Source organism: Aeribacillus sp. FSL K6-8394 (genome assembly GCF_038008865.1).
In the GTDB taxonomy this organism is placed as follows: Bacteria; Bacillota; Bacilli; order Bacillales; family Aeribacillaceae; genus Aeribacillus; species Aeribacillus composti.
In genome coordinates this window covers 168991-194990 of the sequence record NZ_JBBPAA010000001.1, presented here as the reverse complement: position 1 = coordinate 194990, position 26000 = coordinate 168991, and the positions used below count along the sequence as shown (strand labels likewise).

Here is a 26000-nt window from a genome sequence, read left to right as displayed (position 1 = left end):
TAAGAGTTAAATAAATTAAAATAAGTCAAGGTTAAGGAGGTACATTGAAATGAATGTAGAAAAAACAAAAGTTCAACCATATCAAAATTTTATTAATGGTCATTGGGTGGATGGTAGTACAAAAGAATATTATTATATCCATAATCCTGCTAATACGGAAGAAGTGCTTGGAAAATTTCCTTTGTCAACGGCAGAAGATGTTGAAAAGGCAGTTGTTGCTGCAGACGAGGCTTTTAAATCTTGGAGAAAGGTACCCGCTTCTGAACGTGCAGAGTATATATATCGCTTTATTCAACTTTTACATGACCATAGAGAACGGATTGCAGAGGCTTTAACGAAAGAACAAGGAAAACCATATAAGGAAGCCTTAACCGAAGTAATTCGTGGTGTGAAGGAAATGCGATATGTAGCTGGGGAAGCCGCTCGTTTGGAAGGAATAACACTTCCAAGCGATCGTAAAGGTGTGACCAATACCGTCATTCGTGTACCGATTGGTGTTGTTGCAGCTATTACTCCATGGAATTTTCCTGTCTTAACTCCTTTAAGAAAGATAGTGCCTGCATTAATTGCTGGATGTACTGTAGTCTTTAAACCTGCGACAAATACACCTTTGACCGCTATTTTACTGACTGAATTATTTCAAAAAGCCGGGCTTCCATCAGGAACTGTCAATCTTGTGATGGGAAGCGGAAAATCACTTGGGGATGCTTTGGTTAGCCATCCATTAGTTAAAGGAGTATCGTTTACAGGTTCAACAGCAGTAGGTAGAAATATTAATAAAGTAGCCGCAGGCAATTTCACAAAAGTTCAATTGGAAATGGGAGGAAAAAATCCGGTAGTAGTAGCGGAATATGAAGATTTGGAAAGAGCAGCTACTGAAATAGTAAATTCAGCGTTTACCAATGCTGGACAAAGATGTACAGCAATCAGTCGCGTGATTGTATTGGAAGAACATGCGGATCAATTAGAGAAATTAATCGTTGAGCGAGTGAAGAAATTTATAGTTGGAAACGGGATGGACCCTGAAACAGAAATTGGCCCTGTAGTCAGTGAAGATGCGCTGAATACCATTGAGGAATATGTAAAATCAGCTGAGCAAGATGGTGCGAATATCTTGATAGGCGGAAAGAGGTTACATGGAGGTGTATATGAGAAGGGCTATTATTATGAACCGACTGTGATAACAAATGTAACTCCTGAAATGAAAGTTGCTAAAGAGGAGATCTTCGGTCCTGTATTGGTAATTATTCGTGTAGATTCGTTTAAAAAGGCTATTGATGTTTGCAACGATACAGAATATGGATTAACTGCGGCCATTTTCACGAATAAAATGGAGTACGTATACGATTTTACTGAAGATGTAGAATCCGGAATGATTCATATTAATAATGGAACTATCAGTGAGGGGCATATGCCGTTTGGCGGAGTTAAAAATTCTGGTTTAGGCCCTTATTCTATTGGTTCAACAAACAAGGATTTCTATACCGAATTAAAAGTAGTATATACACAGTATAAATAAATGTAATTAAATAAGTTATATTTAAAACGATTTCAGAAACCGGTTCCTAAAACCGGTTTCTGGAAATATTTTCAAGGGGTGAGATTTAAAATGTCTAACTTAGGTTTTCGGATTTTACCAAGAGTCAGAAAGGTTTCAGAAGAGTTGTTAAAAAAATATAGGAATTTTGTTACACCTCATATATCTGACAATATGAATCGTCTAAATGCAGTTGATGCAGCTATTCGTCCAATTCATTGTAGTGGCAAATTGGTTGGATCAGCTTTTACGGTAAAAACTCGTCCAGGTGATAATCTGATGGTGCATAAGGCGATTGAAATGGCTGGACAGGGAGATGTTATTGTAGTTGATGCAGGTGGAGATGTTACACATTCCATAATGGGTGAGATTATGGTTCGGATTGCAATGAAAAAGGGGATTGAAGGATTTATAATCGATGGAGCTATTCGTGATTCTGAGGCCATTCGTCAATTAAACTACCCTATATATGCAAAGGGAATTACTCATCGCGGCCCATATAAAGATGGACCAGGAGAGATTAATGTGCCGATACAAATAGGAGGGATGGTGGTGAATCCGGGGGATTTAATTGTAGCGGATATGGATGGAATTGTAGTTATACCAACTGAATTTGCAGAAGAATTAGCAATAAAAGTAGAAAAAACTGTGGAGAAGGAAAAAGAAATTTTATCTTCCATTGAAAATGGAACATTAGAGCGTAATTGGGTAGACGAGTTGTTACGAAAGAAGGGTTGTGAGGGAATTTGAAACCAAAAGTATTTGTAACACGAAAAATTCCGGAAAATGTATTAAACAAAATGAAGAGTGTTTGTGAAGTTCAAATCTGGGAAAAAGAAGATATTCCCGTACCTCGTGATGTTTTGGAGCAACAGATTAACAAAGTGGAAGGAATATTTTGCCTTTTGACAGATAAAATTGATGAAGATTTATTACAGAGAGCAGAAAAACTAAAAGTTATTAGCAATATGGCAGTAGGATACAACAATATCGATGTTGCTGCTGCGACTCGAAGAGGAATTATGGTTACCAATACACCAGGTGTATTAACTGAAACAACGGCAGATTTAACTTTTGCTCTATTGATGGCAACAGCACGTCGTTTGGTGGAAGCATCTGATTATTTAAAACAAGGGAAATGGCGGACATGGTCTCCTATGTTGTTAACGGGACAAGATATTTTTGGGGCAACGATAGGAATAATAGGAATGGGAAGAATTGGAGAAGCGGTGGCAAAACGGGCGCGTGGGTTTTCCATGAAAGTACTTTACTACAATAGGAGTAGAAAACCGAATGTGGAAGAAAAACTAGGAGCTACGTATGTTGATTTGCAGTCCCTGTTAAAAGAATCCGATTACGTATGTCTACTTACTCCTTATACACCAGAGACACATCATATGATCGGAAAAGAAGAATTGTCACTTATGAAAAAGACAGCAATTTTGATAAATACCTCACGAGGTGGCGTGGTAGATGAAAAAGCTTTGTATGAAGCTTTAAAAAATGGAACGATATGGGCTGCTGGATTGGATGTCTTTGAACAGGAACCAATACCTGTAGATCATCCCCTTCTTTCATTACCAAATGTAGTTGCATTGCCTCATATCGGAAGTGCAAGTTTAAAAACGAGAATGAAAATGGCAGAATTGACTGCAGAAAACATGCTTCAAGCATTAGCCGGTAAGGTTCCTAAATATCTTGTAAATACAGAATTGATTAGAGCATAATTTCATTTTGAGGCTCTTCGTCATTTTTTGTGGAGCTCGCACATTTCCGGGCCTTGAATAGGCTGTAAAATCTCCTTCTTCTCTTAGCCAACAAACAGATGATGGAGCGAAAGGGTCAAGCGCTTTTGGCTTGAGGCTTGAAGCGACATCATCTATGCTGAGGCGAAGTGAAGAAGGGAATGATCTTGTTGAAAACAGCCACATTCAAGCTTAACTCTTAACCTAAATCGTTCTCTATTCCGGTAGCCATAAGCCCTTCTTTTAAGGTTCTTAATCTTATGGTTTGTACCTTCTGTCCTTGCATTGGTATAGGGTAACCGAAAATAGGCTAAAATATGAGTTTTCCAAGTCACCAGTGTCTTGCTGAAATCATGAAAAGGCTTGAATGGACTTTGAAGGGCTGCCTGAATCCAGGTATCCAGGAATGTTTCTGCCTGGTTAGAGTCATGTTGCTCATAGAGATCATAAAACCACTCTTTCAGGTAATAAGCATAGGCTAGCTCCTCTGATTGACTGTGATATTCATCTAGCTTCTTATTTTGTTTGTCGGTTAGACGGAAATGACGTTTAAGCAAGGCAAAGCGCCCGTTCTTTACCCCTTTCAACTCTTTAGATACAGATTTGCGGATCACATCAAAAGCCTGATTGACTTTTTGAACCACATGATATTTATCGATCACAATTGTAGCATGAGGAAATAACGTTTGGGCCGCTTTATAATACGGGCGCCACATATCCATGACAATGAGGTGAATGTCTTGCTCACATAATGTGCTCATGACATCCAATGCTGATTCATAGTCACGGTTGGCTCCCATCTCATGAACTTGACCTGACACTAAGTCTGTAACAACGGTTTCATAAACATGTCCTTTGCGCACAGCAATTTCATCAATACCAATACATCCGGAGGATTCAACTTTATTTATTTCCTGTTCAGCGAGGTCGTAATAAATGCGTTCAACGGTCTTATAGGGCAGATGGACCTGCCGACTCACATAACTGATGGTCACTCCGTGACACATGTCGAAAACATATTTTCTGAAACGATGAGTTTGATGTTTGCTTTTTGGTACAGATGGGAGGTGTTCATCAAAGATTTCCTGACAGTTGGTACAGTGCCAACGCTTGAGTTGGATGATCAAATAAACCGGTCGGTTATGAATGGGCAGGTCACGTACGCTTCTCAGGCGTTGATCATGCTTTTTCAACTCTTGAAAACCACAGTAAGGACAACGCTCAGGGGGATCCACTGTCTCCACCTGAATCACAACTTTATTTTCCGTGATTTCTTGTTTTAAAACCGTAAACTCTGGCAATCCTAGTGGTAAACGGATATCTGTTTTCACTCGCTATTTCCTCCAATCGTTTTGTTTTTGCCTATGACAAGGATTGCCAGGAAATAGCGAGTTTTTTCATGTCATCTTACACTACTTCTCACAAAAAATGACCATGCAAATTGAACAAAAAATTCAAATCCACCCTCGCCTGTTTGAACTGGGCCGCAAATTTGGTAAAGTAGAAATCGATGTGCTGCATCAGGGCAAGCTGGTGGCCAAAGGCATTATGAGTGCGCAGTTGATTGACCGGAGCTAGATGTGCAAGAAAAGGAGGGTTCTTGGGGATTGTTCCCCACCCTCCCTGCACCGTTCCGGGAGTTGGCCTGCTGAACCTGTTTTTGGCAGGTTGTTTTAACTTGCATATTGAGGCTTGACATATTTTTTTAACAACATTACAATAGATATTGTCAAAAAAACGCATTAGAAATTCATCTGTTTTGTTAATATGATTCCGTAGCTCAGCAGGGAGAGCGCCACCTTGACAGGGTGGAGGTCGCTGGTTCGAGCCCAGTCGGAATCATCATTAAAAACCTTAGTATGACGTGGTTCTTGTGAAATACAAGAATCGCGTTTTCTTTTTCTCTTCTTTTTTGCCGACTTTTTGACGGCGAAACATTAAAATATCAGGTTTATTCAACAGACTATTTAACTTGTAATTTTTTCCAAATGTAAATTTTGTTTACGCCTTTTATATCATTCAAATTTTCCATTTCTTGCGGCCATATTATATTTTTTAACAATTTTAGTTATATTCACCTTTTTTTGACTGGGTAATATGTTTTAACTTTAAATAAAGTTAGGTACAGCGGGCTAATTGGCGACGAATTTGGCGACCGAATGGCGACAATAATAATTAGCAACACAATGTTTTATTTAATCTTCTTATCAATTGTTTTTAACAAATTACGTTTCTCCTTGTTTAAAATATGTAAACTAGTTTTTTACCTAAACTTTTTGATTCCTCCATTCACCAACAGTTGCGTTTGAAAAATTAAATTTTGGGATGACCCGATTTCAACAAAATTAAAAATGTACAGACCTTTGTCTGTTTAGGCCGATCCAAGCCTATAGGGTCGGCTTCTTTTTTTGGCATGAAAAAACCGGATGAGACTTTAGTTCAATTAGACTAGAAAATTTAATTTTTTGTAAAAAAAATTAAATTTTCTAAATTAAATCTTGTAAATTTTTCCTACCACGCTGTATAATCAATTTGATCTATTCAGTACTCGGAGGGATTTTGATGAAATTACGTAAGCTATTGTTTTCGATAGTGTTCGCACTTTCTTTTTTGCTGATGCCGTTTCACGAAACAACAAGCGCTCAGGCAAAAAATATGTATGTTCATTTTATTAATGTCGGACAAGGAGACGCAATTTACATAAAAGCTCCGAATGGAGAAGATATTCTCATTGATGGCGGAAATAACAGTTATGGAGATGACGTTGTTAATTATTTGAAAAAGCAAAAAGTGGATGATATCGAAATAATGATTGCAACTCATCCGGACGCAGATCATATTGGCGGTCTGGACACTGTCCTATCTGCTTTTCGAGTAGAGCAAGTGTATGCGCCAAAAGTAAGCCATACGACGGAAAGCTACAAAGACTTTTTAAATGCTGTTAAGCGTGAAGGCAAAAAAATAAAGACCGCTCAAGCAAATGTTGCTTTGCCGATCAAAGGAGTTACCGCAAAATTCGTTGGGCCTGTCAAAGCATATCCAAAAAGCGACTTAAACAACTGGAGTGCTGTTTTAAAGCTTACTTACGGTAAAAAATCATTTCTTTTCACTGGCGATGCGGAACTTAATGCAGAAACGGATATGATTAAAGCTAAACAAAATTTGCGAGCTAACGTCCTAAAAGTAGGACACCATGGCGCCAAAACATCTACAAGCACAGCGCTGTTAAACTCAGTAAAACCGACATATGCCGTCATTTCCGTCGGCAAGAACTCATACGGCCATCCTACTCAAGATGTGATCAATCGACTGAAAGCATACAAAATAAACACTTTTAGAACGAATAAACAAGGCCATATTGTGGCAACAACGAACGGCTCCAATCTTTCCTTTAATGTAAAAGCGGCATCGTCCGGTGCAGCAAGCAAACCAACTAGCTACAAATTAACAGCAAGTGTCGATAACAAAACTCCAAAGCAAAACTCAACAATAAAACTGAATGTAAAAGGGCTGCCAAATGGAACAAAATATAAAGCTGTTTTTAAATATAAAAGCAAAAACACCACTTATACCGGTACTATTGGCAAGCCATTGTCGGTAAAAATCGGCCGTGCTGAAAAAGGTTATACTGTTAAAATCGATGTATCAGCCACTTATAAAAACAAAACTTATAAAGCACAAACATCTTTCACTCCTAGATAAGGTGGGACATTATGAAATTTATTATTGATCGATTTGAAAATGACATCGCAGTCTGCGAAGATGAAAACGGCAAAATAATCGAAATTTTAAAAAGCCAGTTGCCTAAAAACGCAGAAACGGGAGATGTAATTATTCAGAAAAATAACCGTTATTATGTCGATAAACAAGAAACAAGCAAACGAAGACAAGAAATTGAAGAGTTAATGGACGAATTGTTTGAAGATTAATCGTTTTTTTCAATTAAGATTTCAAGCAAATATGATTGAAGCGGAAGTGTCAAATGATGCTTCCACTTCATTATTTTTTGCCGTTTTAGAATCGTGCGTATAGAGCTGATCATTCATTTTTTCCTCTATGCTTGGCTTTTTATAGATTTAAATTTTCGTTTTCTATCGGATTTCATTTTGCCGTCTAGGTTGATATGCCGCTCCATTCCCCCCTATTCATGACATAAAGCGGTTTTTCTTAAACAACATTTTGAATTTTGCAGCACAAAAATAAATCGGACTCACAATGTTCGTACCGAAAAGGGACGATCTTACTGGATTGATAGAAAGTTTGTATACTCAACAATTGGAAAAAATCATGCTATAAAATAATCGTTATGAACCAACAAGCCTCGCATTTCAAATCATGCAGTCTAAAACGGAAAAATAAGTTTTCTGCAGGCTCTTTTTTTATTTATGATATAAAACTGTCCCGCTATCAACCGCTTACACACACGAGCAGCCGTTCCCCAAAAGATTTTTAGAAGCTTGCTGTATTTTCAATTTTGTTTGCCCCTTTTTCATTTTTACAAGCAATTCAGCCTGTCAAAAAACCAGTTTTATTTTTCGCATAACAAAACAAGCTGAGTCATATCATCCTTTTGGAGAACGTCTTCTGCAAATTTATGGATCGATTCCAACACATCTCTTTCAAGCTCCCCGACATTTTATCCTGATTTTGTTCGTTCCAATGTGAATGGCTCTCCGCGTTTATTCTGCGTCTCAATGATCCATCTGTAGAATCATGTTCTAATCATTGGATCGATTCTTCATAACAACCTGTCTTCTTTATATGCTTTCACCTTTCACTTTTTGATCAGCTCCGTATTTCCATATATATTGAAACGCATATAATGCGATGAAAATGATGAGACCTGTTATGTCTGAAAAACGTTCTGGATAAATCAGCAACAGCCCGCCCACGACCGCAGCAATTCGTTCAATCAAATGCATTTTTCTCATCCAATATCCGATCATCCCGGCTCCAATTGCGATCATTCCACAAAACGCCGTAAAGACTACCCATAAAATTCCAATCCATGTCGTATCAATCATTAACATTTGCGGAGACAAAACGAAAATATACGGAATGATAAAGGCGGCGATTGCCAATTTTGAAGAGTGAATTCCCGTTCGGATCGGTTCTCCTCCTGATACACCGGCTGCGGCAAAGGCTGCAAGGGCTACTGGCGGTGTAATGTCGGCAATAATCCCGAAATAGAACACAAATAAATGTGCAGACAGATCAGGTACTCCTAACAAAATAATCGCTGGTGCAGCAATCGTTGAGGTAATAACATAGTTCGCTGTAGTCGGCGAACCCATTCCAAGAATCAACGAAGCTATCATCGTCAGCATTAATGTCGGAATGAGATTGCCCCCGGCGATATCAAGCAGCCCGTTGGCAAGCTTCAAACCAAGCCCGGTTTTCGTCACAACGCCGACAATAATTCCAGCAGCGGCTGTTGCTGCCGCAACCCCTAACGCTGTACGGGCGCCGTCGACGAGCGCTAATACAATATCCTTAAATGTCATCCGATTCTCACGATTTAAAAATCCAGCGACAATCGAAATACATATCGAATAAATGGCAGCATGTGTAACGGTCACTCCTGACATTAGCAAAATAATAATAACAACGATCGGGGCTAACAAATGCAGTTTTTTCAAAATTTCTTTCCGATTCGGCATTTCTTCTTTTGACAAGCCTCTTAAACCGATTCGCTTTGCTTCAAAATGAGTCATGATCCAAATCCCTGCAAAATATAGAATAGCCGGAATAGCTGCCGCTTTGGCAATGTCCCAATACGTAATGCCGTTCCCGATAAATTCAACCATTAAAAACGCAGCTGCACCCATGATCGGCGGCATTAACTGACCGCCTGTAGATGAAGAAGCCTCCACCGCTCCTGCAAAATCTTTGTTATAACCAAGCTTTTTCATCATCGGGATGGTAAACGCGCCGGATGTGACGACATTGGCAACTGAGCTTCCGCTGATCGTTCCTTGAAGAGCGCTGGAAAAAATAGCTACTTTTGCAGGACCGCCAATTCTGCGTCCTGCAACAGCAACGGCCAAATCATTAAAATATTGACCGATCCCTGTTCTGATTAAAAAGGAGCCGAAAAGGAGAAACAAAAAGATGAAGGTTGATGACACTCCAAGCGGGGTTCCGAGTATTCCTTCCGTCGTAAAAAACATCGTTTGCACAATCCGATCAAAACTAAGTCCGCTGTGTTGAAGGAAATCCGGCATATAAGGACCGAAATAAGCGTACGCTAAAAAAAGAAGAGCGATGATGGTGATCGGCAAACCCACTGCACGGCGCGTTGCCTCTAAAACTAGCAAAATAGCGATGATGCCAATATAAAAATCCGTTTCTGTAAGCATCCCTACTCTCATGACAATATCGTTAATAAACAGCGGCCAATACGCCCCCACGACAACGCTCAAAAGCGCAAGAACGATATCATACCACGCCACTTGAAATTTATATTCCTTTTTCTTTTTGCGGTTGGCTGGGAATAACAGGAAGATTAAGGCTAAAGCAAACCCAAGATGGACGGAGCGTTGGATTTGTGCTGTAAAAACACCGAAAATTGCTGTATATACCTGAAACAGGGAGAAGGCCAACAATCCGGCAAAAACAATGCCTCCCAAAACGCCTTTTAGTTTTCTGGTACCCGCTTCAGGGTCGTATTTTTCAATTAAAGCTTGCTGTTCTTCTTCCGAAATTACTTCAAATTTTTCTTTGCTCACTGATTTCAACTCCTTTCAGCCTTTCCCAATAGCTCAGCTTAGCAGGTTTTATTCTAACCCATGTACCGGGTCTAATATAATTCGACAACTTGTAAACGTTTTCTTTATAAATGACCCGGTGATCTGCTCTAACTAGTCCAACCCGCAAATCAATATACGGAAACCGCCGATTCATATTTTTAATCAAATATTTTCCATCTTTTTCTACAAATTTTTCATTTCCTTCGACATTGGAAGGCATGCCGATAGCAAAATTTTCAAACTGTAGCTCTGTTTGCACAATTTCCTTATTGCGTAATTCATATGTCTCCACGACATCGGTCAGATGAATGGAATGGGTGTATTGTATTTGAAAAGAGTTGTCATCTTGGATAGGCAAAAAAGCCAACAATTCTTCACGGTCTTCTTGATAAAAAGCGATGGTTTCGGTAAAAGGAAAGAAAAGCAAAAAGGCAATGGTTGCGATGAGAAGGAGAAAACCAATGATAAACACTTGCCGCCATGACCTCATGAAACCCCCACCAAATAAAAAGAAATGAAAAGGATAGACCGAACAATTCGGCCTATCGTCGCACTTTATTTTTGAACTCCTTTTTCAGAAAAATATTTTTCAGCGCCGGGGTGCAACGGCAGATCGCCAATGCCGTCAAGCGCCGTCTCCGCCTTAATTAATTTGCCTTTTGCGTGGGTGATTTTATCCGTATTCTCAAAAATCGCTTTTGTGATGGCGTAGACATCATCTTCTGGCATGTCATCACGAACAACTAGCATTGCTTTTACGGCAACAGTTTTCACATCTTCAGGAATTTTATAAGTCCCTTTTGGAACTGTATCCTCTGCATAGTAAGGATATTTTTCGATCAATTGTTTGATTTTGTCATCGGCAATCGGAATTACTTTAATTTCTTTTTGTGCTGAGAGCGATTCAACTGCAGCCGTCGGTGTCCCTGCAGTAATGAATGCAGCGTCTATGCTCCCGGATTGAATGCCGTCCGTTGATTCGTCAAAAGATAAGCTTTGCGCTTTAATATCATCAAAGCTTAATCCATGAATTTCTAAAATTTGCTGTGCGTTTGCATTCACTCCAGACCCAGGGGCACCAACGGAAACCGACTTGCCTTTCAAATCTTCAACAGAATTAATGCCGCTACCTTTTGTTGTAATAATTTGTACCGTCTCCGGATATAAAGTCCCAATTGCTTTAACATTGTCGACTTTATTGTCTTTGAACATCAATTCACCGTTTAATGCATAAGCAGCAATATCAGTTTGCGAGAAGGCAATATCTGCTTCACCGTTTTTAAGTGCTTGCATATTTTCAGCAGAAGCGCCAGAAGATTGGGCATTTGCATTATAATCTGTCTCGTCTGAAATAATTTGCGCCATCGAACCGCCAAGCGGATAATATGTACCGCCCGTTCCTCCAGTCAAAAGGCTTAGTGTTTTATTGTCTCCGCCTCCGCTGCTCTTTCCTCCTTCACTCCCGCCGCCTTGATTTCCGCCGCCATTGTTGTTTCCGCAGGCGGATAGAATCAACGCAAAAGCGAGGAGAATGGCAAAGAACAAACCGCTCCCCCTCTTGCTCATACATAACATCCCCCTTTAAAAATTCTTTTTTATATAACACATTAACTATAATATCACAAATAAATAAAATAATGTCAAATAATTGTCAATTTTCCTTACAATCGAGTAGGAGGGAGCGATTAACTCCCGTCCTCTCACACCACCGTACGTACGGTTCCGTATACGGCGGTTCAATTAAGATAATTGACGCAAGTCTTTATAACTTCCGTGAATAGCTGTTCTCTTTATGCCAGTGGTCACTCCACCCTCCAAGAGATCTCCCACGGGATTCACCGCTTCCTCCCTCAAGTGAGGTACTACGTTTTCTGTGTTCATCATGACTCACTGAATGCCAAGGGCTATTCTCTCTTAATTGTTCGGTCCTTCTTAGTTGTTCTAGACCAACTAATACTATGACCTCTGCTGACTTCTGACTGTTCAGCTATCTATCACTAGATAGGTTACCAAGGTTACTTGGCGTGCCAGCCAGACCTCCCCGGGTAAGAGTGTAATCTTTCCTTCCATCCATCTGCTTCATTTACTCTGTATCACCTTCGGCAGAAAGGGCTTTGTTTTGTCTTGCAAACTCACCCAGTGATACCTAGCCTCATATGAAGTTCGTGTTCCTCAGACCGGAAGTTTGCCGCTCGCTTCCTTCAGATTCCGCGTCACCACGGACACCCTTGCGTTAAGCTAACTGCTACTTCTGCCTTCGCAGCTCGGGACTTTCACCCTATAGATTACACCCATGCCGGGCGCACAAAAAAAGAAACAGGGGACATGCCCCTGTTCTTATGAGTGATTTTCATGAAAATCATTGCTTATGCAAGAATTTTGTCCAGTCCATGCTGCAAATCGCGTCTCAAGTCCTCAAAGCTTTCCAAACCGACGCTTAAGCGAAGCAATCCGTCCGTAATCCCTCTTTTTTCTCTTTCTTCTTTCGGCATTGCTGCGTGGGACATTTTCGCCGGATAGGACAAGATGGACTCTACTGCCCCTAAGCTGACGGCAAACACCGGGAGCTCAATGTTGGATGCAAGTGTTTTCACCGCTTTTTCGTCTTTAAGTTCAAAAGATAAAACCGCACCCGCACCTCCGCTTTGTTTCCGATGAATGTCCGCCCCCGCATGGCCGTCTAATCCGGGATAATACACTTTTCGCACTGAAGGGTGATTTTGCAAAAATTTTGCCAATTGGAGTGCTGTTTCTGCCGATTGATTAAGCCGAACCTGGAGTGTTTTCAATCCTCTAAGCACAAGCCAGCAGTCATGAGGCCCTAAAACAGCGCCAAAAGCGTTTTGCAACTTATAAAGCTCCTCACCAAGCTTTTTATCCTTTACAACCGCCAATCCCGCTAAGCAGTCGCTATGTCCAGCAAGAAATTTTGTTGCACTGTGCAAGACGACATCTGCCCCCAAATCCAATGGACGCTGCAAAGCAGGTGTCATAAACGTGTTGTCGACAAATGTTAAACAACCGTATTTTTTGGCAAGTTTGACAACTGCACGGATGTCGGTGATTTTCAATAACGGATTGGAAGGCGTTTCAATATAAATGACTTTCGTGTTTGGTCGAATATTGGCTTCCACCTCATTAAGATCTGTCATATCGACAAACGTATATTCAATGCCAAAGCGCGATAAAACATCGGCAACGATCCGGTATGTTCCGCCGTACACATCTTCTGTAACCAAAACATGATCACCGGAAGAAAGTAAGAGAAAAGCTGTTGATATAGCGGCCATCCCAGAAGCAAACGCAAAGCCTCTCACTCCGCCTTCCAGTTCGGCAATCGCCTCTTCCAACGCTTTTCGTGTTGGATTTCCTGAACGGCTGTAGTCAAATTCAGGAGATTCATCCAATGTTTGCTGATGGAACGTTGACGCTTGCTGAATCGCCACGCTGACAGCACCGGTTGTCGGGTCAACCTTATGTTTATTATGAATCAATTTTGTTTGAAAGCTCCATTGGTCATGCATTTAGTAAATCCCCTTTCGCAGCTGCTTGCAATGCCTGCTTGAGATCTTCCTTCAAATCCTCCACGCTTTCAATCCCTACAGAAAAACGGAGAAGCCGGTTGCATACACCGTTTTGAATTCGGATTTCTTCCGGAATATCCGCATGAGTTTGGGTAGCTGGATACGTTATAAAGCTTTCTACCCCTCCAAGGCTTTCCGCAAAACAGATTAATTTCAGATTCTGCAAAAACGGGTTGACCCATTCTTCTTTTTTCACACGGAAGGAAAGCATTCCGCCTCTGCCAGGATATAATACATCATCAATTTCAGGAAGCTCTTTTAAATATGCCGCCAGTTCCCTTGCATTTTCCTGATGTTTGTCCATTCTCAATGATAAAGTTTTCATTCCTCTAAGCAGCAGCCACGAATCAAAAGGAGATAATACCGCACCAATTGCATTTTGATGCATGGCTAATTTTTCGCAAATTTCTTTCCCTTTTGCACAGACCAGGCCGGCAAGGACATCGTTGTGACCGCCTAAATATTTCGTTGCGCTGTGAATCACGATATGCGCTCCTTCTTCAATCGGACGCTGCAAAACAGGTGTGTAGAACGTATTGTCAACGATCAGCAGCAAATTGTGCTTCCGGGCCAATTCCGCCAACGAGGAAATCGATGTTTCCTGCATAAGCGGATTAGTGGGCGTTTCTAGAAAAATCGCTTTAGTATTTTCGTTTATTAATGATTCCGTATATTCGCGAGACGTAAAATCGTCATAGTGGAAGGAAAGACCGTATTTGCGCCACTCTTCTTCAAACAAGCGGTATGTCCCGCCATATAAATCTTTTGAAACGATCAGTTCATCTCCACTTTTAAATAAAGCCATAATCGTCTGAATCGCTGCCATTCCGGAAGAAAATGCAAATCCTTGATCGGCTCCCTCCAATTTGGCTATGGCGTCCTCGACAAGCTCTCTCGTTGGATTTTTTGTCCGAGTGTAATCATAACCTGTTGATTCACCTATTCCTTTATGCCGGTAGGCTGTGGACAAATAAATGGGGGCGCTTACTGTTCCTGTAAGAGCTTCACTTCGATTTCCTAATTGGGCCAAAACTGTTTCAATATTCATCTTTGACTTTCCTCCTTTTTTAGTTAGTAAAAATGTGCTGCTTTCATTGCCTGTAGAGGAGGCTTTAAAAATAAAACGCCCTCTTCATAAGAAGAAGGCGTTTATTGTTTGGCTCCTTCTTATCTTCCAAGCATATCTTACGGCAAAATGCTTGCTGGATTTAGCACCTTGGTACAAAGGTTATCATGCCGCCGTCCTTGTACCGGTTGCTGAGACTTCTTCGGGCCAGTTCCCTCCGCCTCTCTCGATAAGAATTCCGATATGAACTTTTGATAGGTATAACTTTACCTCAGTTTTAAAAAAAATTCAAGACGTTTCCTGCCAACAATTCCGATAACTTTGATTTATTTTCAGTAAAACTAAAGAAAAATAAGAACATTCTTTAAATAATCCGTCGATTCTTGAAATGTTTTTTTGCGAAAGCCAAAAGGGAAATTTTTTTGTATGGATCACCTTGATCCTCCATCATTTCAATGAAGTGGTTTTATTTTCCCTTGAGGCTTCCCAAATTTTAATAGATTTTAAAATATAAATATCCAATTCGGAAGCTGTCGTATTTGGAGAAAAATTGTGAACGAGGTGATCTTCTTTAGAGGAATTGGAAAATTTTAAGAGAATTTAATAAACAGAGAATGAAACGATTGAATTAGCAAACTAATCGTTTGATAAATTTTTCGCCAACTTCAGTCAAACGAACCCGTATTCCATAAAGCAGCTGAACGGAGAACGAAGATGCGATATTTGTTTTGCAGGTGAAGCTGAGAAGCAAAAAAAAGATGAACATAAACGTGCCGTTGGAAAATTTGCTGAACATTCTTTACTGATGCGCCTTCTCTTTTTTATCAATATTATGGAAAGGAAAGACTGTTTATGATGCTGTATATGATCGACAGCATACGAACCAATAATTTTCATGACGAGCAAATGATGGGGCAAATCAAAATTATGTGAGAAAACGCTTTCTAAAAACTGGAACATCATCAAAACAATGTGTACGGAATTTATTATGATTATGAAAGCGACTACAGAGGAGATTATTTATTAAGCATTGCAATTGAAGAAAATAATGGGGAAGCTTTTAATTGAAATCTCGAGGAACATGAAAATAAAGTTTTTCAAGTAGATACAACGGACGAACAAGGCATTTTTAAAACTTGGAGTAAGATTTGGAAGCAAGAAGAAACTGGTTTAAGTAGAGCGTGCTTACACATATGATTTTGAAAAATACGGCCCAAATGGAGAAATTGAAATTCATATAGGCGCTGTCTAATAAGTCGATTTTCCGGCTTATAGACGCCCCTTTAATGTTTTAGAAATGTTGATTCGTTTTCAATGGATTTTGACTTTCTGGACAGCTCCAAACAATGTGAAAAAACGGGAGCTTATTCGAGCGATTTGCATAAAAAGCTCTCACAACAACAGAATCCCAATATACAGGCATAGTCATAAACAACTTTTGGGATAAGCCCTGTTTTAACAACTGCTTCATCTTGAATTTACATCAACAAAATAACCCCCCTATCCAGAAGCCGCATAATATCAAAAAGCTTCTGTATAGGGGGTTTATTACTTAATTCAAAAAGCTTGTATCTACAAGACCTGTAAGATCCGGTTTTTCTTTTAAAAATTTCAAGTCATAAGAAGAGTTAGAAAAGTCTTGAAGAACTTTTTCATCCACTTCGGTTGTATAGCGGACACGTTCCCAAGCGCTGTCGATAATTTCTGGGTCAAGCTCTTGATTTGTTATTTCTTTAATCGATTGAATGGCAATATCGCGTGCTTCCTCTTTGTTTTTATTGATGAAGTCGACTGCTTTTTTGTGGGCTTTGACAATATTTTGAACTAAATCTTTACTTTCTTTAATAAATTTGTTGCTCGTCACTAAAACAGTGTTCGGAAGCGTTGTGCCATAGGCGATATCTTTCGTATCGACAATCACTTTCGCCCCGTCTTTAATTAATAATGAAGCCCAAGGCTCAGGCACAGCGGCTAAATCCACTTTTCCCGATTCAAAGAAAGCTTGATATTGTGCCGGGTTTCCAGTTGTATGCTTTAATGTGCCGCCGATTCTTGATGAAGCAATGTCGTAATCTTGCAAGTACGTTTCAAATTGGACATCGTGAGTGCAGCCGACACCAGGAGTAATGAATGTTTTATTATGAATATCATCTAAGCTTTCGATTCCGCTTTTTTTGCTTGCTACGACGACAGTACCCCCAGATGACGCACCGGCAATAATTTTCACGTCTGCACCATTAGAATAGTTATTCATGACAGGAGCTGGACCGACAAGCCCAGCGTCAATTTCGCCGGTTTTCAACGCTGTCATAAAAGCGCCGCCATCCGGAAAAGTTTTATATTCAATCTCTACCTGATCCCCTAGTGCTTCTTCATAGTAGCCCTTTTCCTTCGCAATCATCGCCGGAACATGGTCAATATTTGGGAAATAGCCGATGACTACTTTATTTTTTCCGCTTTTCTCTTTTCCTGATGCCTCATTCCCTCCGCCGGCTCCGCAGGCAGATAAAATCCCAATTAACAACAAGGTGATAAATGATAGCAGCAAACCTTTTCTCTTCATAATCTCAACTTCCTCCTTTATTGTTCAAGCAATCCCCATTTTTTCATCACTTTCTTTTCAATTCTGCTGAAAAAAACTAAATCTACTAAAATTCCAATTAAGGCAATGATAAATATAATGCCCATCACTAACGCCATATCGCCAAAATCTGATGCGAATTTTAACGTATAGCCTAAACCCGGGCCGGTGCTTAGCAGCTCGCTACCCATTAGGCCTCTCCACCCAAACGCCCAAGCAAGCCTTGCACCAGTTACTGCATGCGGAATGGCTGCAGGAAAAATCACATGAGTAAACAGTGAAAATCCGCTGTAATCCATTGTCCTTGCCGCATTTGTATATATTGGAGGAACGCTTTTAATGCCTGTCCGCATATTCAATGTCATCACAAGCGTTCCACCGAGCACGACAATAAAAATGATCGCTTTTTCATTTAACCCGAACCAGATGATGGCTAGAGGCAGCCAAACGATGCTCGGCACGCTTTGCAACGGCAAAATTAAAGAGCCAATGGTATCATCAATTACTTTCGATTTTGCCAAAATAACCCCTAGCACCGTTCCAAGAATTAGAGCAATTACAAGCCCGATTGCCAGCCGCTGAAAACTTGCCAGCAAATCATAAACAAGAGTTAAATCAGCAAAACCGTTCCACAATGCCTGAAAAATATCGCTCGGAGCCGGAAAGACGACAGCCTTAATATTTAACAGCTTGACGATTGCTTCCCATATACCCAATGCGGCTGCATAAAAAATGATTCGTTTAACGACCTGCTGCATAACTTTCTTCCTCTTTCACTACTTTATCTATTTCTGACTTCAACAGCTTTTGAATGCGCTCTTCATATTCAGCCAGCTGCTTCCTAAATTCATCGCGAGGTCTCGGAAAAGACACTTCTATTTCATCAATAATTCTCCCAGGCCTTGTACCCATGACAATAATACGGTCCGATAATTTTAACGATTCTTGAATGCTGTGCGTAACAAAAAGAATTGTTTTTTTCGTATCGATCCAAATTTTTTCCAACACTTCGTGCAGGCGTGATCTCGTCTGCTCATCCAACGCTCCGAACGGCTCATCCATTAAGAGCACCTCAGGATCCATCGCCAAAGCTCTTGCGATCGATACGCGCTGCTGCATGCCGCCGGAAAGCTCGTGCGGAGAATGCTTGGCATATTGGCTTAATTGAACCATGGCCAAATATTCGTGCGCCTTTTTTTTCGCTTCTTCCTTCGGCATTTTTTTCTTCAGCGGAAACATGACATTTTCCTCAACTGTCAGCCATGGAAAAAGGGCTGCCTGTTGGAACACTACTCCCCGGTCGCTTCCAGGTCCCTTTATTTCCTTCCCGTTTACCAGCACTTTTCCCGATGTGGGGGCTGTTAACCCGGCAACGATCGATAATAACGTCGACTTTCCGCAGCCGGAAGGGCCAAGAATGGAAACAAACTCTCCTTTCTGCACAGTCAAATCAATTTGGTCAAGAACCGTTTGGGAGACGCCATGGTGTTGAAATGTTTTTGAAATTTGCGCAATTTGGACAGACAAAGTGATTCCCCCAGTATATGATCATTCTTACCTATCTTATCGGATTAGTCGTTATCATTATAATATAAACATTTTTTATTTTGTCAACCTTTTTATTTGTTGGAGACTTTTCAAAAGAGTGATAAAATAATGAGAAGTCCAGCCTAACTGGTTATTAGTCAATTTTGGAGGAATTGGTATGGCCCAAAAAGTCGCACCTATAAAAGAAGAAACGTTTTTTAGCGAAGAGCTGGGGGAAGAAGTTTCTTTGCTCATGTATTTGCCGACTTCCTTTTCTCCATTATCTCATCATCATCTTCTCATTGCTCAAGATGGCGGAGACTATTTTAAACTGGGAAGGATCGCGCGTTTTGTTGAGGAGTTAACGGAGGAGCAAACGATTGAAGATTTGATTGTCGTTGGCATTCCTTATAAAGACATTCAAGATCGAAGAAGAAAATATCATCCCGATGGAAGCCAGTTCAACAGTTATATCCGTTTTTTAGCTCATGAATTAATTCCATTTTTAGAAGAACGTTTTCCGCTTTTGCCATTAGGAAGAGGTCGCGCGCTTATCGGCGATTCTCTAGCTGCAACCGTTTCGCTTATGGCAGCGCTTCATTATCCGCATACATTTGGAAAAGTGATCATGCAATCACCATATGTGGATGGAAAGGTGTTAGAAGCGATCGATGCTTTTTCACAGCCCTCTTTACTATCTATTTATCATCAAATCGGGAAACAGGAAACGGCTGTAAAAACGACTGATGGGAAAATAAAAGATTTTTATACAATCAATCAAAAACTTCATGAACAAATGGTACATAAAGGATTCGAATGTATTTATGAAGAATTTGACGGCGATCACCGCTGGACATATTGGCAGCCGCTGTTGAAAGACATATTAAAAAAAATGTTTGCTATATCATGAAAATTCATTCTTTAAGTTGTTATAATAAAGAATACGAGTAAATATCAAGGAGGCCAAAAAAATGAAGTACGGAATTGTGTTATTTCCTTCAAAAAAGTTGCAAGACATTGCCAACTCATATAGAAAACGTTACGATCCGCATTATGCGCTTGTCCCTCCTCATTTAACATTGAAGGCTCCGTTTGAAGCTGACGAAAAAGAAATTGGCGATATTGTGAAAGAACTTAGGAAAATTGCGAAACAAGTGAAGCCTTTTAAACTCTCTGTCTACAAATTCAGTTCATTTGCTCCTGTCAATAACGTTATTTATTTAAAAGTTGAACCAAATCCGGAATTAACAAAATTGCATGAGCTTCTCCATCAAGGAAAATTTAAAGAGAAGCCTGAATACGCTTTCGTACCTCACATTACAATTGGACAAAATTTATCGGATGATGAACATTCTGACGTTCTCGGCCGTTTAAAAATGTTAAAAATTCAACATGAGGAAACGATCGACCGATTCCATATTTTGTATCAATTAGAAAACGGCTCATGGACTGTTTATGAAACATTCCTGCTTGGAGAAGGACGAGATTGATGAAGGCAGTCAAAGCTATTAATGAAAAACAACGAAATGATGCTTTTTATGTTAGAAAAAAAGTGTTTGTAGAGGAGCAAAACGTTCCAATTGAAATTGAGCTCGATGAATATGAAGAATTTGCCGAGCATGTCGTGCTTTATGACGATCATCAGCCTGTTGGAGCTGGCAGATTTCGTGTCATTGGCAACATCGGAAAGCTCGAGAGGATCTGTGTTCTGCCACAATACCGCGGAAAAGGAGCGGGAAATATCATTTTGGAAACACTTGAAAAACTCGCGGCCGAAAAAGGATTAAAGAAAATAAAATTGAACGCCCAAGTACAAGTAGAAAATTTTTATAAAAAGCATGGATATCAAACCGTTTCCGATATTTTTATGGATGCGGGCATTCCCCATGTCACGATGGAAAAAACGTTACATCCACATTCATAAATAAAGACAACCAAACGAGGCCGCGGATTGCGGTCTTTCATTTGGAATGGTCAGAAAGCGTGTTAAAGAGGTTAAAAATCTCCCTGTATTACATTCAGATCAATTCGAATGTTTCTCCATTTTCTCCACTGCACGACTTCCCATAGTTTTTTAAAAGAATGTACATGAATTTCGGCAGTTGGGACAACCTAACCATTACCGATCTTAGCAAAGGTGATGGAAATGGAATTTGTAGCAATTGCCACTGAACTGGTCTTCGGTTTCTTTGCCCTTTTTCTATTGACAAAAATACTAGGTAAAACACAAATTACGCAAATCACGACGTTCGATTTTATCTCTGCGCTCGTTTTAGGTGAGCTAGTTGGCAATGCTGTATATGATGTAAAAATGGGCGTTGAAAAAATATTATTTACGGTCGTGATATGGGGAATGCTAATCTATTTATTGGAATTCATCACACAAAAATGGAGAAGAACCCGCGGAATACTGGAAGGAGCTCCGTCAATGGTCATCCACAAAGGAAAAATTATTCGTGATCAGCTGAAAAAAAACAAGCTTGATATGAACCAGCTTCAACTTTTACTAAGAGCAAAAGGAGCTTTTTCGATCCGCGAAGTGGAATACGCAGTTCTTGAAACGGACGGCACGATCAGCGTATTGAAAAAATCGGAATTTGATAAGCCGACCCGAAACGATTTAAATATTTTATCTTCGCCAGCTACCATCCCCTACACGATTATTGTTGACGGCGAAGTGGTTAGTGAAAATTTAAAAGAAGCAGGTTTTGATGAAAAATGGCTTCAGCAGCAGCTTCTCGCTTACAGTGTGGAAGACGCGAAAGATGTTTTTTACGCGGAATGGGATCAAAACAACGGATTATTTGTCCAAAAATATTAGCTTGTTTCGAAGCATATCATGAAACTCATGTATGTGCTTTTACTGGAAATTGAAATATTTTTCATCCATTCTAACATTTGTTTCGCAGTTTTCGTTTCGCATAATCTGCTGTTGGCTGAACAGCTCTGCTATCTTAATTGGCAAAAGTCTGGATGGAAAAAAGCTGCCCTATTTTCTCTTTTCCTTCCATGCTGCCATAAAGCAGAAGTGTAAAACAATTGGCATCGCCAAACAAGGCCATCATGCCCGCCACTCCATGTAAAGCGGGTGCACAATCTTAAGATAGCCATTAGGCAGTACGCCGAATGTAGTCCTCTAGCTCTTGTGGGGTTTTATAGCCAATGCTGCTATAAAACCGTCAGCGGGAGCACACCCGCTGACGCGCTATTTTTTCTTATTGTCCAACATATTGGCAATGGTGTTAAAATCCATATTTTCTTTTCCGTTTACAATCGCATTGACAATTTTATTTTCTAATTCTCTTGAAACCGGCCGATTTGCCAATTGCGCAACCCGCTTGATCACTTTTCTGACAGTTTCTTCATCATTGAAATTGGCATTTTGCAAAGAATTGGCCAGTTCGAGTACATCCTTCATATTGACGCCGGTTTTTTTCTCAATATTTTTAAAAATATGATCCATTCTGAAATTCGTCCCCTCCTAAATTGTCGAAATGACCTGTATAACAGGCCTTAATATTTTATGAAAATGAAATGAAAACGTGATGAAGAAAAAGTACAGTCCGCCTTCTAAAAGGCGGACATCCATCCGTGACCAGCACTCACCATTAGTATTGTAAAAGAATTACAGATTAGTATTTAAAACAGGAAAAACCAACGATAATCAACAAGATGAATAAAATGACGATTAGCACAAAGCTGTTATTATGAAAACCGCCGCTATAAGGATAGCTGTATCCACCATATCCGTAACCAAAGCCCATTTTTCTGCACCTCCTCCTTTATTCATCACTATACTGTATGAAGCAATTCCTCATTTGGAGTGGACACATAAGATGGGCAAGTGCGGATTTTTTAGGTGGGGTTTCAACCTGTTTTGATTCCCTTTTCATTTCCCTATCAAATTTGTTTTTCAATCTTTTCGATCTCTTTTTCAAATTTTGCCGCCGTTTTTTCAAGGTCTAAAAGCTCCCTGTCTTTTTTCATCATCCAGCTTGAACATTTTTGCTGCACTTTGTCATGTTCTTTGTACATACCTTCGATCCATTTGACGAATTCCTTTTCGAGCTTGTTCGTATATCCAATTTTAAAATCCTTTTTTCCCACAGCCGCAGCCACCAGAAGTCGTTGAATTGTAAATTTTTATTCCGGAAGGATGCATTTTCTTTTTCATCATCTTCTTTTTGATCGCATTTTCTTTCGTCGATGAACCGGAAAAAACTTTTATGTTTTCTTTCAAGAGGTTTCTCCCCTTTCCCTCAAAATAAGAACCTTATTCATCGTATGAAGAATAAGGTTAATCTGTGTTCTTTCTAATCGTTTTTGACCACATCGTCCATCATCAAAAAATGAAATTCTCTTTGGTTGTTCTTTTCGTTTTTTTCTTTTATAAAATATTCTTTCCACTCATGAGGCTCAACTCTTCCTTGAATAGCTTTCGTTTCTTTTAAATTTCGGAAAAACCAATCTCCCTGCTTCTTTTCATCAGCCTTTTTTTCATATTCATACGGATGGTGATTTTTTTCAGCTAATTGCTTTTTTAACGCCTCGATTTTTTCTAAAAGTTTTTTTTGTTCCTCCCACTCATGATTTCGATCATTGCTTTGGCGGTGCTGTTCGATCGTTTCCTTTAGCTTCTCGTTTTCTTTGATGATTTTTTCAAGTTCCCGTTCTTTTTCCTGCAATAATATTTCTAATTCTATCGATTCTTTTGCTTTTTCTTTATAAAACGCAAGCTCCGCTCTCATCCGCTGCAAAAATTCTTTATTTATTTGCGCCATCTTCCTCACCTCTTACTGTAAATGTATGAGCTCAAATGAAAAATGTTGACAAAAGCCCAAGAAAAAGATGCATATGACTTTTGTATATTGACTTGTGCGTATAGGCAAATATAGAGATTCTCTCTCATTGCTTCAAAGAAAGGGATTTTTTTAGCAAAACAAATTCAAAATTTCCGCTCCTGTCACTGCACATTTAACCAGTTTGCTCATAATATACAGTAGTCCGACACCTAAGAAGGTTTTGGAAATCAGAATGATTAGGAGGTAACAGCATGAGCCATTTGGGACATGATACAGAAAGATTATGTATTCGCGTTCCGAAAGTTTATGACTGGGTGAGCCGTCAAATTGATCTTCCTCAGTTAAGCTTTAGAGATTTATCATCCATCGGTTTTGATTGCGAAGGAGTGACAGGTACATCGGAAGATCCGTGTGCGCTGTATGATGATGGGCCTGTAAATGTCAATTGCTACTTGTCAGACAGTTTAGGAAATCCCGTTGATCCAAATTCTCCAAACGCTATATCAGTGACAGAAATTGTTCAGCCGCAAGGTCGTCAATCAGTAGTCGTTCATTTGCCAAGGGATGGAAAAATTACCCTTCAAAAAGTAAAAGTGCTCATCAGAGGGTATATTGTCGTTGCGATCTCCGATTTGCAAGGATCTGTCACTTGTGTGTCAGATGCTATTCCATTTGCAACGGTTCAAACCTTCTTCCTTTGCGCACCACCCGGCACAACATTAAACAGCCATGTTTCCTTTTTTGAAAGCGACGCGAACATGATTTGTGATAATACATCATTCAGCCAACTAGATATTTCCATCATGATTTGTCTAGATGTGCAAATGGAAGCCCAAGTGAAGCTTGAGGTGGAAGGGAAATTTTGCAAACCCCGTCGCGATCTGCCTACAACTCTTACATGTTCGGCCGTGCAAGTTCCGCCGCAATGTCCGGAAATTTTCCCTGGTGACGACTACGACTTGGATGACTAAATCAACTGGAAAAGGGGATGTCCTCCCCTTTTTATTTTTCCTCTCATTTTTCCGGGAAAGTGTTTAAAGAAGTAAACATACATATGTATAGAAAAACTGTTCTTTCAAAGATGGTTTTGTTGAAACTTAAACGAGAACAGCGCTTTCGAAAGTTTTCGTCCCTTTATACGGATTTTGAACCGCTTATGCGCCAAATTCCGTATACATATGGGATTTAAACCAATGATCAGAATCAACTGCAGGCTTGGTCAAAATCAGATAGAATGACTAATTTCTTCCATTTATATCCTGTTACAATTATGTTTTAAAAGCGCTTCTTTTTGAAAGAAATGGCTAATAACTGTTTTCTATTTTCAAGAAAAAAGCAAAATATTTATTTGTCCGAGGAGGCGATTCAATGAACAAAACAAAACGGGGCAAACAGGATTATTTACAACTTCAGCAGCAGCTTATCCACTATAAGTCCGAAATTTCGAAATACAAACACGAATTGGCAAGCGTTCAGAATAAACTTCTTCAAGAACGGGAGAAAACAGATTATTACAAAGCAGTCATCCGAACCGGCGAACAATATCGCATCGCAAAAGAACAATTTGAACAAGAAATCCAATACGTTCAATCCAAATTGAAAGAAGCTGAAAAAAATGCTGAGAAGATGAACATGCAGCTTTCCATTGTTGAAGAGGAACGAAACGACCTATTAAAACTGTTAAAAGCAGCAGTTACTAACCTATTAAAAGAAAAGCAATCTTCTGACGAAAAGATCAATCAACTATTGTTGGAAAAAGAACGATTGATTACACAACTAGATAAAAGGCTTGAAAAAGAACAATTTCGCATCGATTTATTGACAGCTGAACGAAATGAACTTTTAAATACTTCTCAATTTTTATTCCAATCACTATACGAGAAACACGTTGAACAAAAAGAGGTTGATGCGGTAGGAAAGGAAAACACCGCCTTTATGGACGATCCGATTCGCGCTCGTTTTATACACTCGATTGTTCTTCCTCATGAAAACGGTGATCCGGTAACGATTCTTGGCCATGCCGAGATAGAAAACATTACAGAACAAACTTTGCACCATCCTGTATTATGCATTAAAATCCACCCTCATCAACATGTTCAATTCAGCGGAAAAATTATTACAACAAAAAAACAAAACGAAAATGATTTCAACTATAAAACTGATTCTTCCATGGAATGGAAGTATTTGCACCCTGATTGGCGAAAACAAATTCAAGAAAAAGGGGAATACTGGCTAAAACCTAGTGAAAAAATGGCGATCGAACCATACGAAAAAATTTCCTTTGAAGGATTTCACATTGTTTTCCCTTTAGATGATTTCGATGAAGCGCTAGTCATTGAAGGTTTTGTATATTGCCAGGAAAAGAAAAACGGCATTCCATTTGAAAACAAAATTATTATAAATTAAAAG

General features: G+C 39.6%; 25 protein-coding genes, 1 tRNA gene, 1 pseudogene and 1 riboswitch. Of the genes and pseudogenes, 13 read left to right on the top strand and 14 right to left on the bottom strand.

Going from position 1 to position 26000, the window contains the following annotated elements; all coding sequences use genetic code 11:
- Positions 1–49 precede the first annotated feature (49 nt).
- The 3 genes from NSR00_RS00900 to NSR00_RS00890 all read left to right on the top strand — a co-directional run bounded on the left by NSR00_RS00900 (position 50) and on the right by NSR00_RS00890 (position 3264).
- A complete protein-coding gene (locus NSR00_RS00900) occupies positions 50–1519 on the top strand; it encodes an aldehyde dehydrogenase family protein (RefSeq protein ID WP_340786303.1) in 1470 nt (489 codons plus the stop codon).
- A 90-nt stretch (positions 1520–1609) separates the two neighbouring features.
- Complete coding sequence (locus NSR00_RS00895) at positions 1610–2287, top strand: RraA family protein (protein WP_340786301.1); 678 nt, start codon at positions 1610–1612, stop codon at positions 2285–2287.
- Positions 2284–3264, top strand: coding sequence for a 2-hydroxyacid dehydrogenase (locus NSR00_RS00890; protein ID WP_340786298.1), 981 nt, complete (start codon positions 2284–2286; stop codon positions 3262–3264). The genes NSR00_RS00895 and NSR00_RS00890 overlap by 4 nt, the downstream gene beginning before the upstream one ends.
- Before the next feature lie 152 nt (positions 3265–3416).
- Here the strand turns inward: NSR00_RS00890 and NSR00_RS00885 are convergent, their stop codons facing one another.
- Positions 3417–4613, bottom strand: coding sequence for an ISL3 family transposase (locus NSR00_RS00885; protein ID WP_340786295.1), 1197 nt, complete (start codon positions 4611–4613; stop codon positions 3417–3419).
- A 103-nt stretch (positions 4614–4716) separates the two neighbouring features.
- Between NSR00_RS00885 and NSR00_RS00880 the strand changes: the two genes are divergently transcribed.
- The 4 genes and pseudogenes from NSR00_RS00880 to NSR00_RS00865 all read left to right on the top strand — a co-directional run bounded on the left by NSR00_RS00880 (position 4717) and on the right by NSR00_RS00865 (position 7211).
- Positions 4717–4860 (top strand): hypothetical protein, encoded by a 144-nt coding sequence (locus tag NSR00_RS00880; RefSeq protein WP_340786292.1) that lies wholly within the window; start codon positions 4717–4719, stop codon positions 4858–4860.
- A 191-nt stretch (positions 4861–5051) separates the two neighbouring features.
- Positions 5052–5124: transfer RNA gene (locus NSR00_RS00875), tRNA-Val, on the top strand.
- 720 nt (positions 5125–5844) lie between these two features.
- Positions 5845–6672: pseudogene (locus NSR00_RS00870) on the top strand (ComEC/Rec2 family competence protein); the annotation flags it as partial.
- A 323-nt stretch (positions 6673–6995) separates the two neighbouring features.
- Entirely contained in the window at positions 6996–7211 is a 216-nt protein-coding gene (locus tag NSR00_RS00865; protein ID WP_094245372.1) for a DUF3006 domain-containing protein, read from the top strand.
- Positions 7212–8039: 828 nt separating this feature from the next.
- On the opposite strand, the gene NSR00_RS00860 is transcribed toward NSR00_RS00865, so the two are convergent.
- From NSR00_RS00860 to NSR00_RS00825, 8 genes are all read right to left on the bottom strand, one after another.
- Positions 8040–10010: a TRAP transporter permease gene (locus tag NSR00_RS00860; RefSeq protein WP_340786290.1), complete on the bottom strand. Its 1971-nt coding sequence runs from the start codon at positions 10008–10010 to the stop codon at positions 8040–8042.
- A complete protein-coding gene (locus tag NSR00_RS00855; RefSeq protein ID WP_094245370.1) occupies positions 9991–10521 on the bottom strand; it encodes a DUF1850 domain-containing protein in 531 nt (176 codons plus the stop codon). The genes NSR00_RS00860 and NSR00_RS00855 overlap by 20 nt, the downstream gene beginning before the upstream one ends.
- A gap of 65 nt (positions 10522–10586) precedes the next feature.
- Positions 10587–11597: a TAXI family TRAP transporter solute-binding subunit gene (locus tag NSR00_RS00850; RefSeq protein ID WP_340786285.1), complete on the bottom strand. Its 1011-nt coding sequence runs from the start codon at positions 11595–11597 to the stop codon at positions 10587–10589.
- An 800-nt stretch (positions 11598–12397) separates the two neighbouring features.
- Positions 12398–13555: a cystathionine beta-lyase gene (gene metC, locus NSR00_RS00845; protein WP_327862851.1), complete on the bottom strand. Its 1158-nt coding sequence runs from the start codon at positions 13553–13555 to the stop codon at positions 12398–12400.
- On the bottom strand, positions 13548–14663 hold the full coding sequence (locus NSR00_RS00840) for a methionine biosynthesis PLP-dependent protein (RefSeq protein ID WP_340786276.1): 1116 nt from the start codon (positions 14661–14663) through the stop codon (positions 13548–13550). The genes metC and NSR00_RS00840 overlap by 8 nt, the downstream gene beginning before the upstream one ends.
- A gap of 116 nt (positions 14664–14779) precedes the next feature.
- Positions 14780–14917, bottom strand: a riboswitch (SAM riboswitch).
- A 1316-nt stretch (positions 14918–16233) separates the two neighbouring features.
- On the bottom strand, positions 16234–17244 hold the full coding sequence (locus NSR00_RS00835) for an aliphatic sulfonate ABC transporter substrate-binding protein (RefSeq protein ID WP_340786273.1): 1011 nt from the start codon (positions 17242–17244) through the stop codon (positions 16234–16236).
- Positions 17245–17261: 17 nt separating this feature from the next.
- Complete coding sequence (locus tag NSR00_RS00830; RefSeq protein WP_340786270.1) at positions 17262–18020, bottom strand: ABC transporter permease; 759 nt, start codon at positions 18018–18020, stop codon at positions 17262–17264.
- Positions 18004–18789, bottom strand: coding sequence for an ABC transporter ATP-binding protein (locus NSR00_RS00825; protein ID WP_340786267.1), 786 nt, complete (start codon positions 18787–18789; stop codon positions 18004–18006). Before NSR00_RS00825 ends, NSR00_RS00830 begins: the two co-directional genes overlap by 17 nt.
- 178 nt (positions 18790–18967) lie before the next feature.
- Between NSR00_RS00825 and NSR00_RS00820 the strand changes: the two genes are divergently transcribed.
- The 4 genes from NSR00_RS00820 to NSR00_RS00805 all read left to right on the top strand — a co-directional run bounded on the left by NSR00_RS00820 (position 18968) and on the right by NSR00_RS00805 (position 21610).
- Complete coding sequence (locus tag NSR00_RS00820) at positions 18968–19699, top strand: alpha/beta hydrolase (RefSeq protein WP_340786264.1); 732 nt, start codon at positions 18968–18970, stop codon at positions 19697–19699.
- 61 nt (positions 19700–19760) lie between these two features.
- On the top strand, positions 19761–20279 hold the full coding sequence (locus NSR00_RS00815) for a YjcG family protein (protein WP_094245364.1): 519 nt from the start codon (positions 19761–19763) through the stop codon (positions 20277–20279).
- On the top strand, positions 20279–20713 hold the full coding sequence (locus tag NSR00_RS00810; RefSeq protein WP_340786261.1) for a GNAT family N-acetyltransferase: 435 nt from the start codon (positions 20279–20281) through the stop codon (positions 20711–20713). The genes NSR00_RS00815 and NSR00_RS00810 overlap by 1 nt, the downstream gene beginning before the upstream one ends.
- 222 nt (positions 20714–20935) lie before the next feature.
- Positions 20936–21610 carry a DUF421 domain-containing protein gene (locus NSR00_RS00805; RefSeq protein WP_327862844.1) on the top strand — a complete coding sequence of 225 codons (675 nt, stop codon included), beginning with the start codon at positions 20936–20938 and terminating at the stop codon, positions 21608–21610.
- A 384-nt stretch (positions 21611–21994) separates the two neighbouring features.
- On the opposite strand, the gene NSR00_RS00800 is transcribed toward NSR00_RS00805, so the two are convergent.
- From NSR00_RS00800 to NSR00_RS00780, 5 genes are all read right to left on the bottom strand, one after another.
- Positions 21995–22252: a stage VI sporulation protein F gene (locus NSR00_RS00800; protein WP_340786258.1), complete on the bottom strand. Its 258-nt coding sequence runs from the start codon at positions 22250–22252 to the stop codon at positions 21995–21997.
- Positions 22253–22421: 169 nt separating this feature from the next.
- A complete protein-coding gene (locus tag NSR00_RS00795; protein ID WP_340786255.1) occupies positions 22422–22553 on the bottom strand; it encodes a YjcZ family sporulation protein in 132 nt (43 codons plus the stop codon).
- A 136-nt stretch (positions 22554–22689) separates the two neighbouring features.
- Complete coding sequence (locus NSR00_RS00790; protein ID WP_340786252.1) at positions 22690–22896, bottom strand: hypothetical protein; 207 nt, start codon at positions 22894–22896, stop codon at positions 22690–22692.
- The gene (locus NSR00_RS00785) at positions 22877–23029 is read right to left on the bottom strand and encodes a hypothetical protein (protein ID WP_186439289.1); all 153 of its coding nucleotides are present in this window, start codon (positions 23027–23029) and stop codon (positions 22877–22879) included. The genes NSR00_RS00790 and NSR00_RS00785 overlap by 20 nt, the downstream gene beginning before the upstream one ends.
- Before the next feature lie 73 nt (positions 23030–23102).
- Entirely contained in the window at positions 23103–23570 is a 468-nt protein-coding gene (locus tag NSR00_RS00780; protein WP_340786248.1) for a hypothetical protein, read from the bottom strand.
- Positions 23571–23842: 272 nt separating this feature from the next.
- Between NSR00_RS00780 and NSR00_RS00775 the strand changes: the two genes are divergently transcribed.
- Both NSR00_RS00775 and NSR00_RS00770 read left to right on the top strand, forming a co-directional pair.
- Positions 23843–24562: a hypothetical protein gene (locus tag NSR00_RS00775; protein ID WP_340786245.1), complete on the top strand. Its 720-nt coding sequence runs from the start codon at positions 23843–23845 to the stop codon at positions 24560–24562.
- Between the two features lie 397 nt (positions 24563–24959).
- A complete protein-coding gene (locus NSR00_RS00770) occupies positions 24960–25997 on the top strand; it encodes a hypothetical protein (RefSeq protein ID WP_340786243.1) in 1038 nt (345 codons plus the stop codon).
- Positions 25998–26000 lie beyond the last annotated feature (3 nt).

Coding starts and splice junctions, on each gene's coding strand:
- NSR00_RS00880 (WP_340786292.1), top strand. CDS start 4,717: ATGCAAATTGAACAAAAAATTCAAATCCACCCTCGCCTGTTTGAACTG.
- NSR00_RS00900 (WP_340786303.1), top strand. CDS start 50: ATGAATGTAGAAAAAACAAAAGTTCAACCATATCAAAATTTTATTAAT.
- NSR00_RS00830 (WP_340786270.1), bottom strand. CDS start 18,020: ATGCAGCAGGTCGTTAAACGAATCATTTTTTATGCAGCCGCATTGGGT.
- NSR00_RS00840 (WP_340786276.1), bottom strand. CDS start 14,663: ATGAATATTGAAACAGTTTTGGCCCAATTAGGAAATCGAAGTGAAGCT.
- metC (WP_327862851.1), bottom strand. CDS start 13,555: ATGCATGACCAATGGAGCTTTCAAACAAAATTGATTCATAATAAACAT.
- NSR00_RS00805 (WP_327862844.1), top strand. CDS start 20,936: ATGGAATTTGTAGCAATTGCCACTGAACTGGTCTTCGGTTTCTTTGCC.
- NSR00_RS00775 (WP_340786245.1), top strand. CDS start 23,843: ATGAGCCATTTGGGACATGATACAGAAAGATTATGTATTCGCGTTCCG.
- NSR00_RS00895 (WP_340786301.1), top strand. CDS start 1,610: ATGTCTAACTTAGGTTTTCGGATTTTACCAAGAGTCAGAAAGGTTTCA.
- NSR00_RS00855 (WP_094245370.1), bottom strand. CDS start 10,521: ATGAGGTCATGGCGGCAAGTGTTTATCATTGGTTTTCTCCTTCTCATC.
- NSR00_RS00815 (WP_094245364.1), top strand. CDS start 19,761: ATGAAGTACGGAATTGTGTTATTTCCTTCAAAAAAGTTGCAAGACATT.
- NSR00_RS00810 (WP_340786261.1), top strand. CDS start 20,279: ATGAAGGCAGTCAAAGCTATTAATGAAAAACAACGAAATGATGCTTTT.
- NSR00_RS00780 (WP_340786248.1), bottom strand. CDS start 23,570: ATGGCGCAAATAAATAAAGAATTTTTGCAGCGGATGAGAGCGGAGCTT.
- NSR00_RS00820 (WP_340786264.1), top strand. CDS start 18,968: ATGGCCCAAAAAGTCGCACCTATAAAAGAAGAAACGTTTTTTAGCGAA.
- NSR00_RS00835 (WP_340786273.1), bottom strand. CDS start 17,244: ATGAAGAGAAAAGGTTTGCTGCTATCATTTATCACCTTGTTGTTAATT.
- NSR00_RS00800 (WP_340786258.1), bottom strand. CDS start 22,252: ATGGATCATATTTTTAAAAATATTGAGAAAAAAACCGGCGTCAATATG.
- NSR00_RS00770 (WP_340786243.1), top strand. CDS start 24,960: ATGAACAAAACAAAACGGGGCAAACAGGATTATTTACAACTTCAGCAG.
- NSR00_RS00865 (WP_094245372.1), top strand. CDS start 6,996: ATGAAATTTATTATTGATCGATTTGAAAATGACATCGCAGTCTGCGAA.
- NSR00_RS00795 (WP_340786255.1), bottom strand. CDS start 22,553: ATGGGCTTTGGTTACGGATATGGTGGATACAGCTATCCTTATAGCGGC.
- NSR00_RS00850 (WP_340786285.1), bottom strand. CDS start 11,597: ATGAGCAAGAGGGGGAGCGGTTTGTTCTTTGCCATTCTCCTCGCTTTT.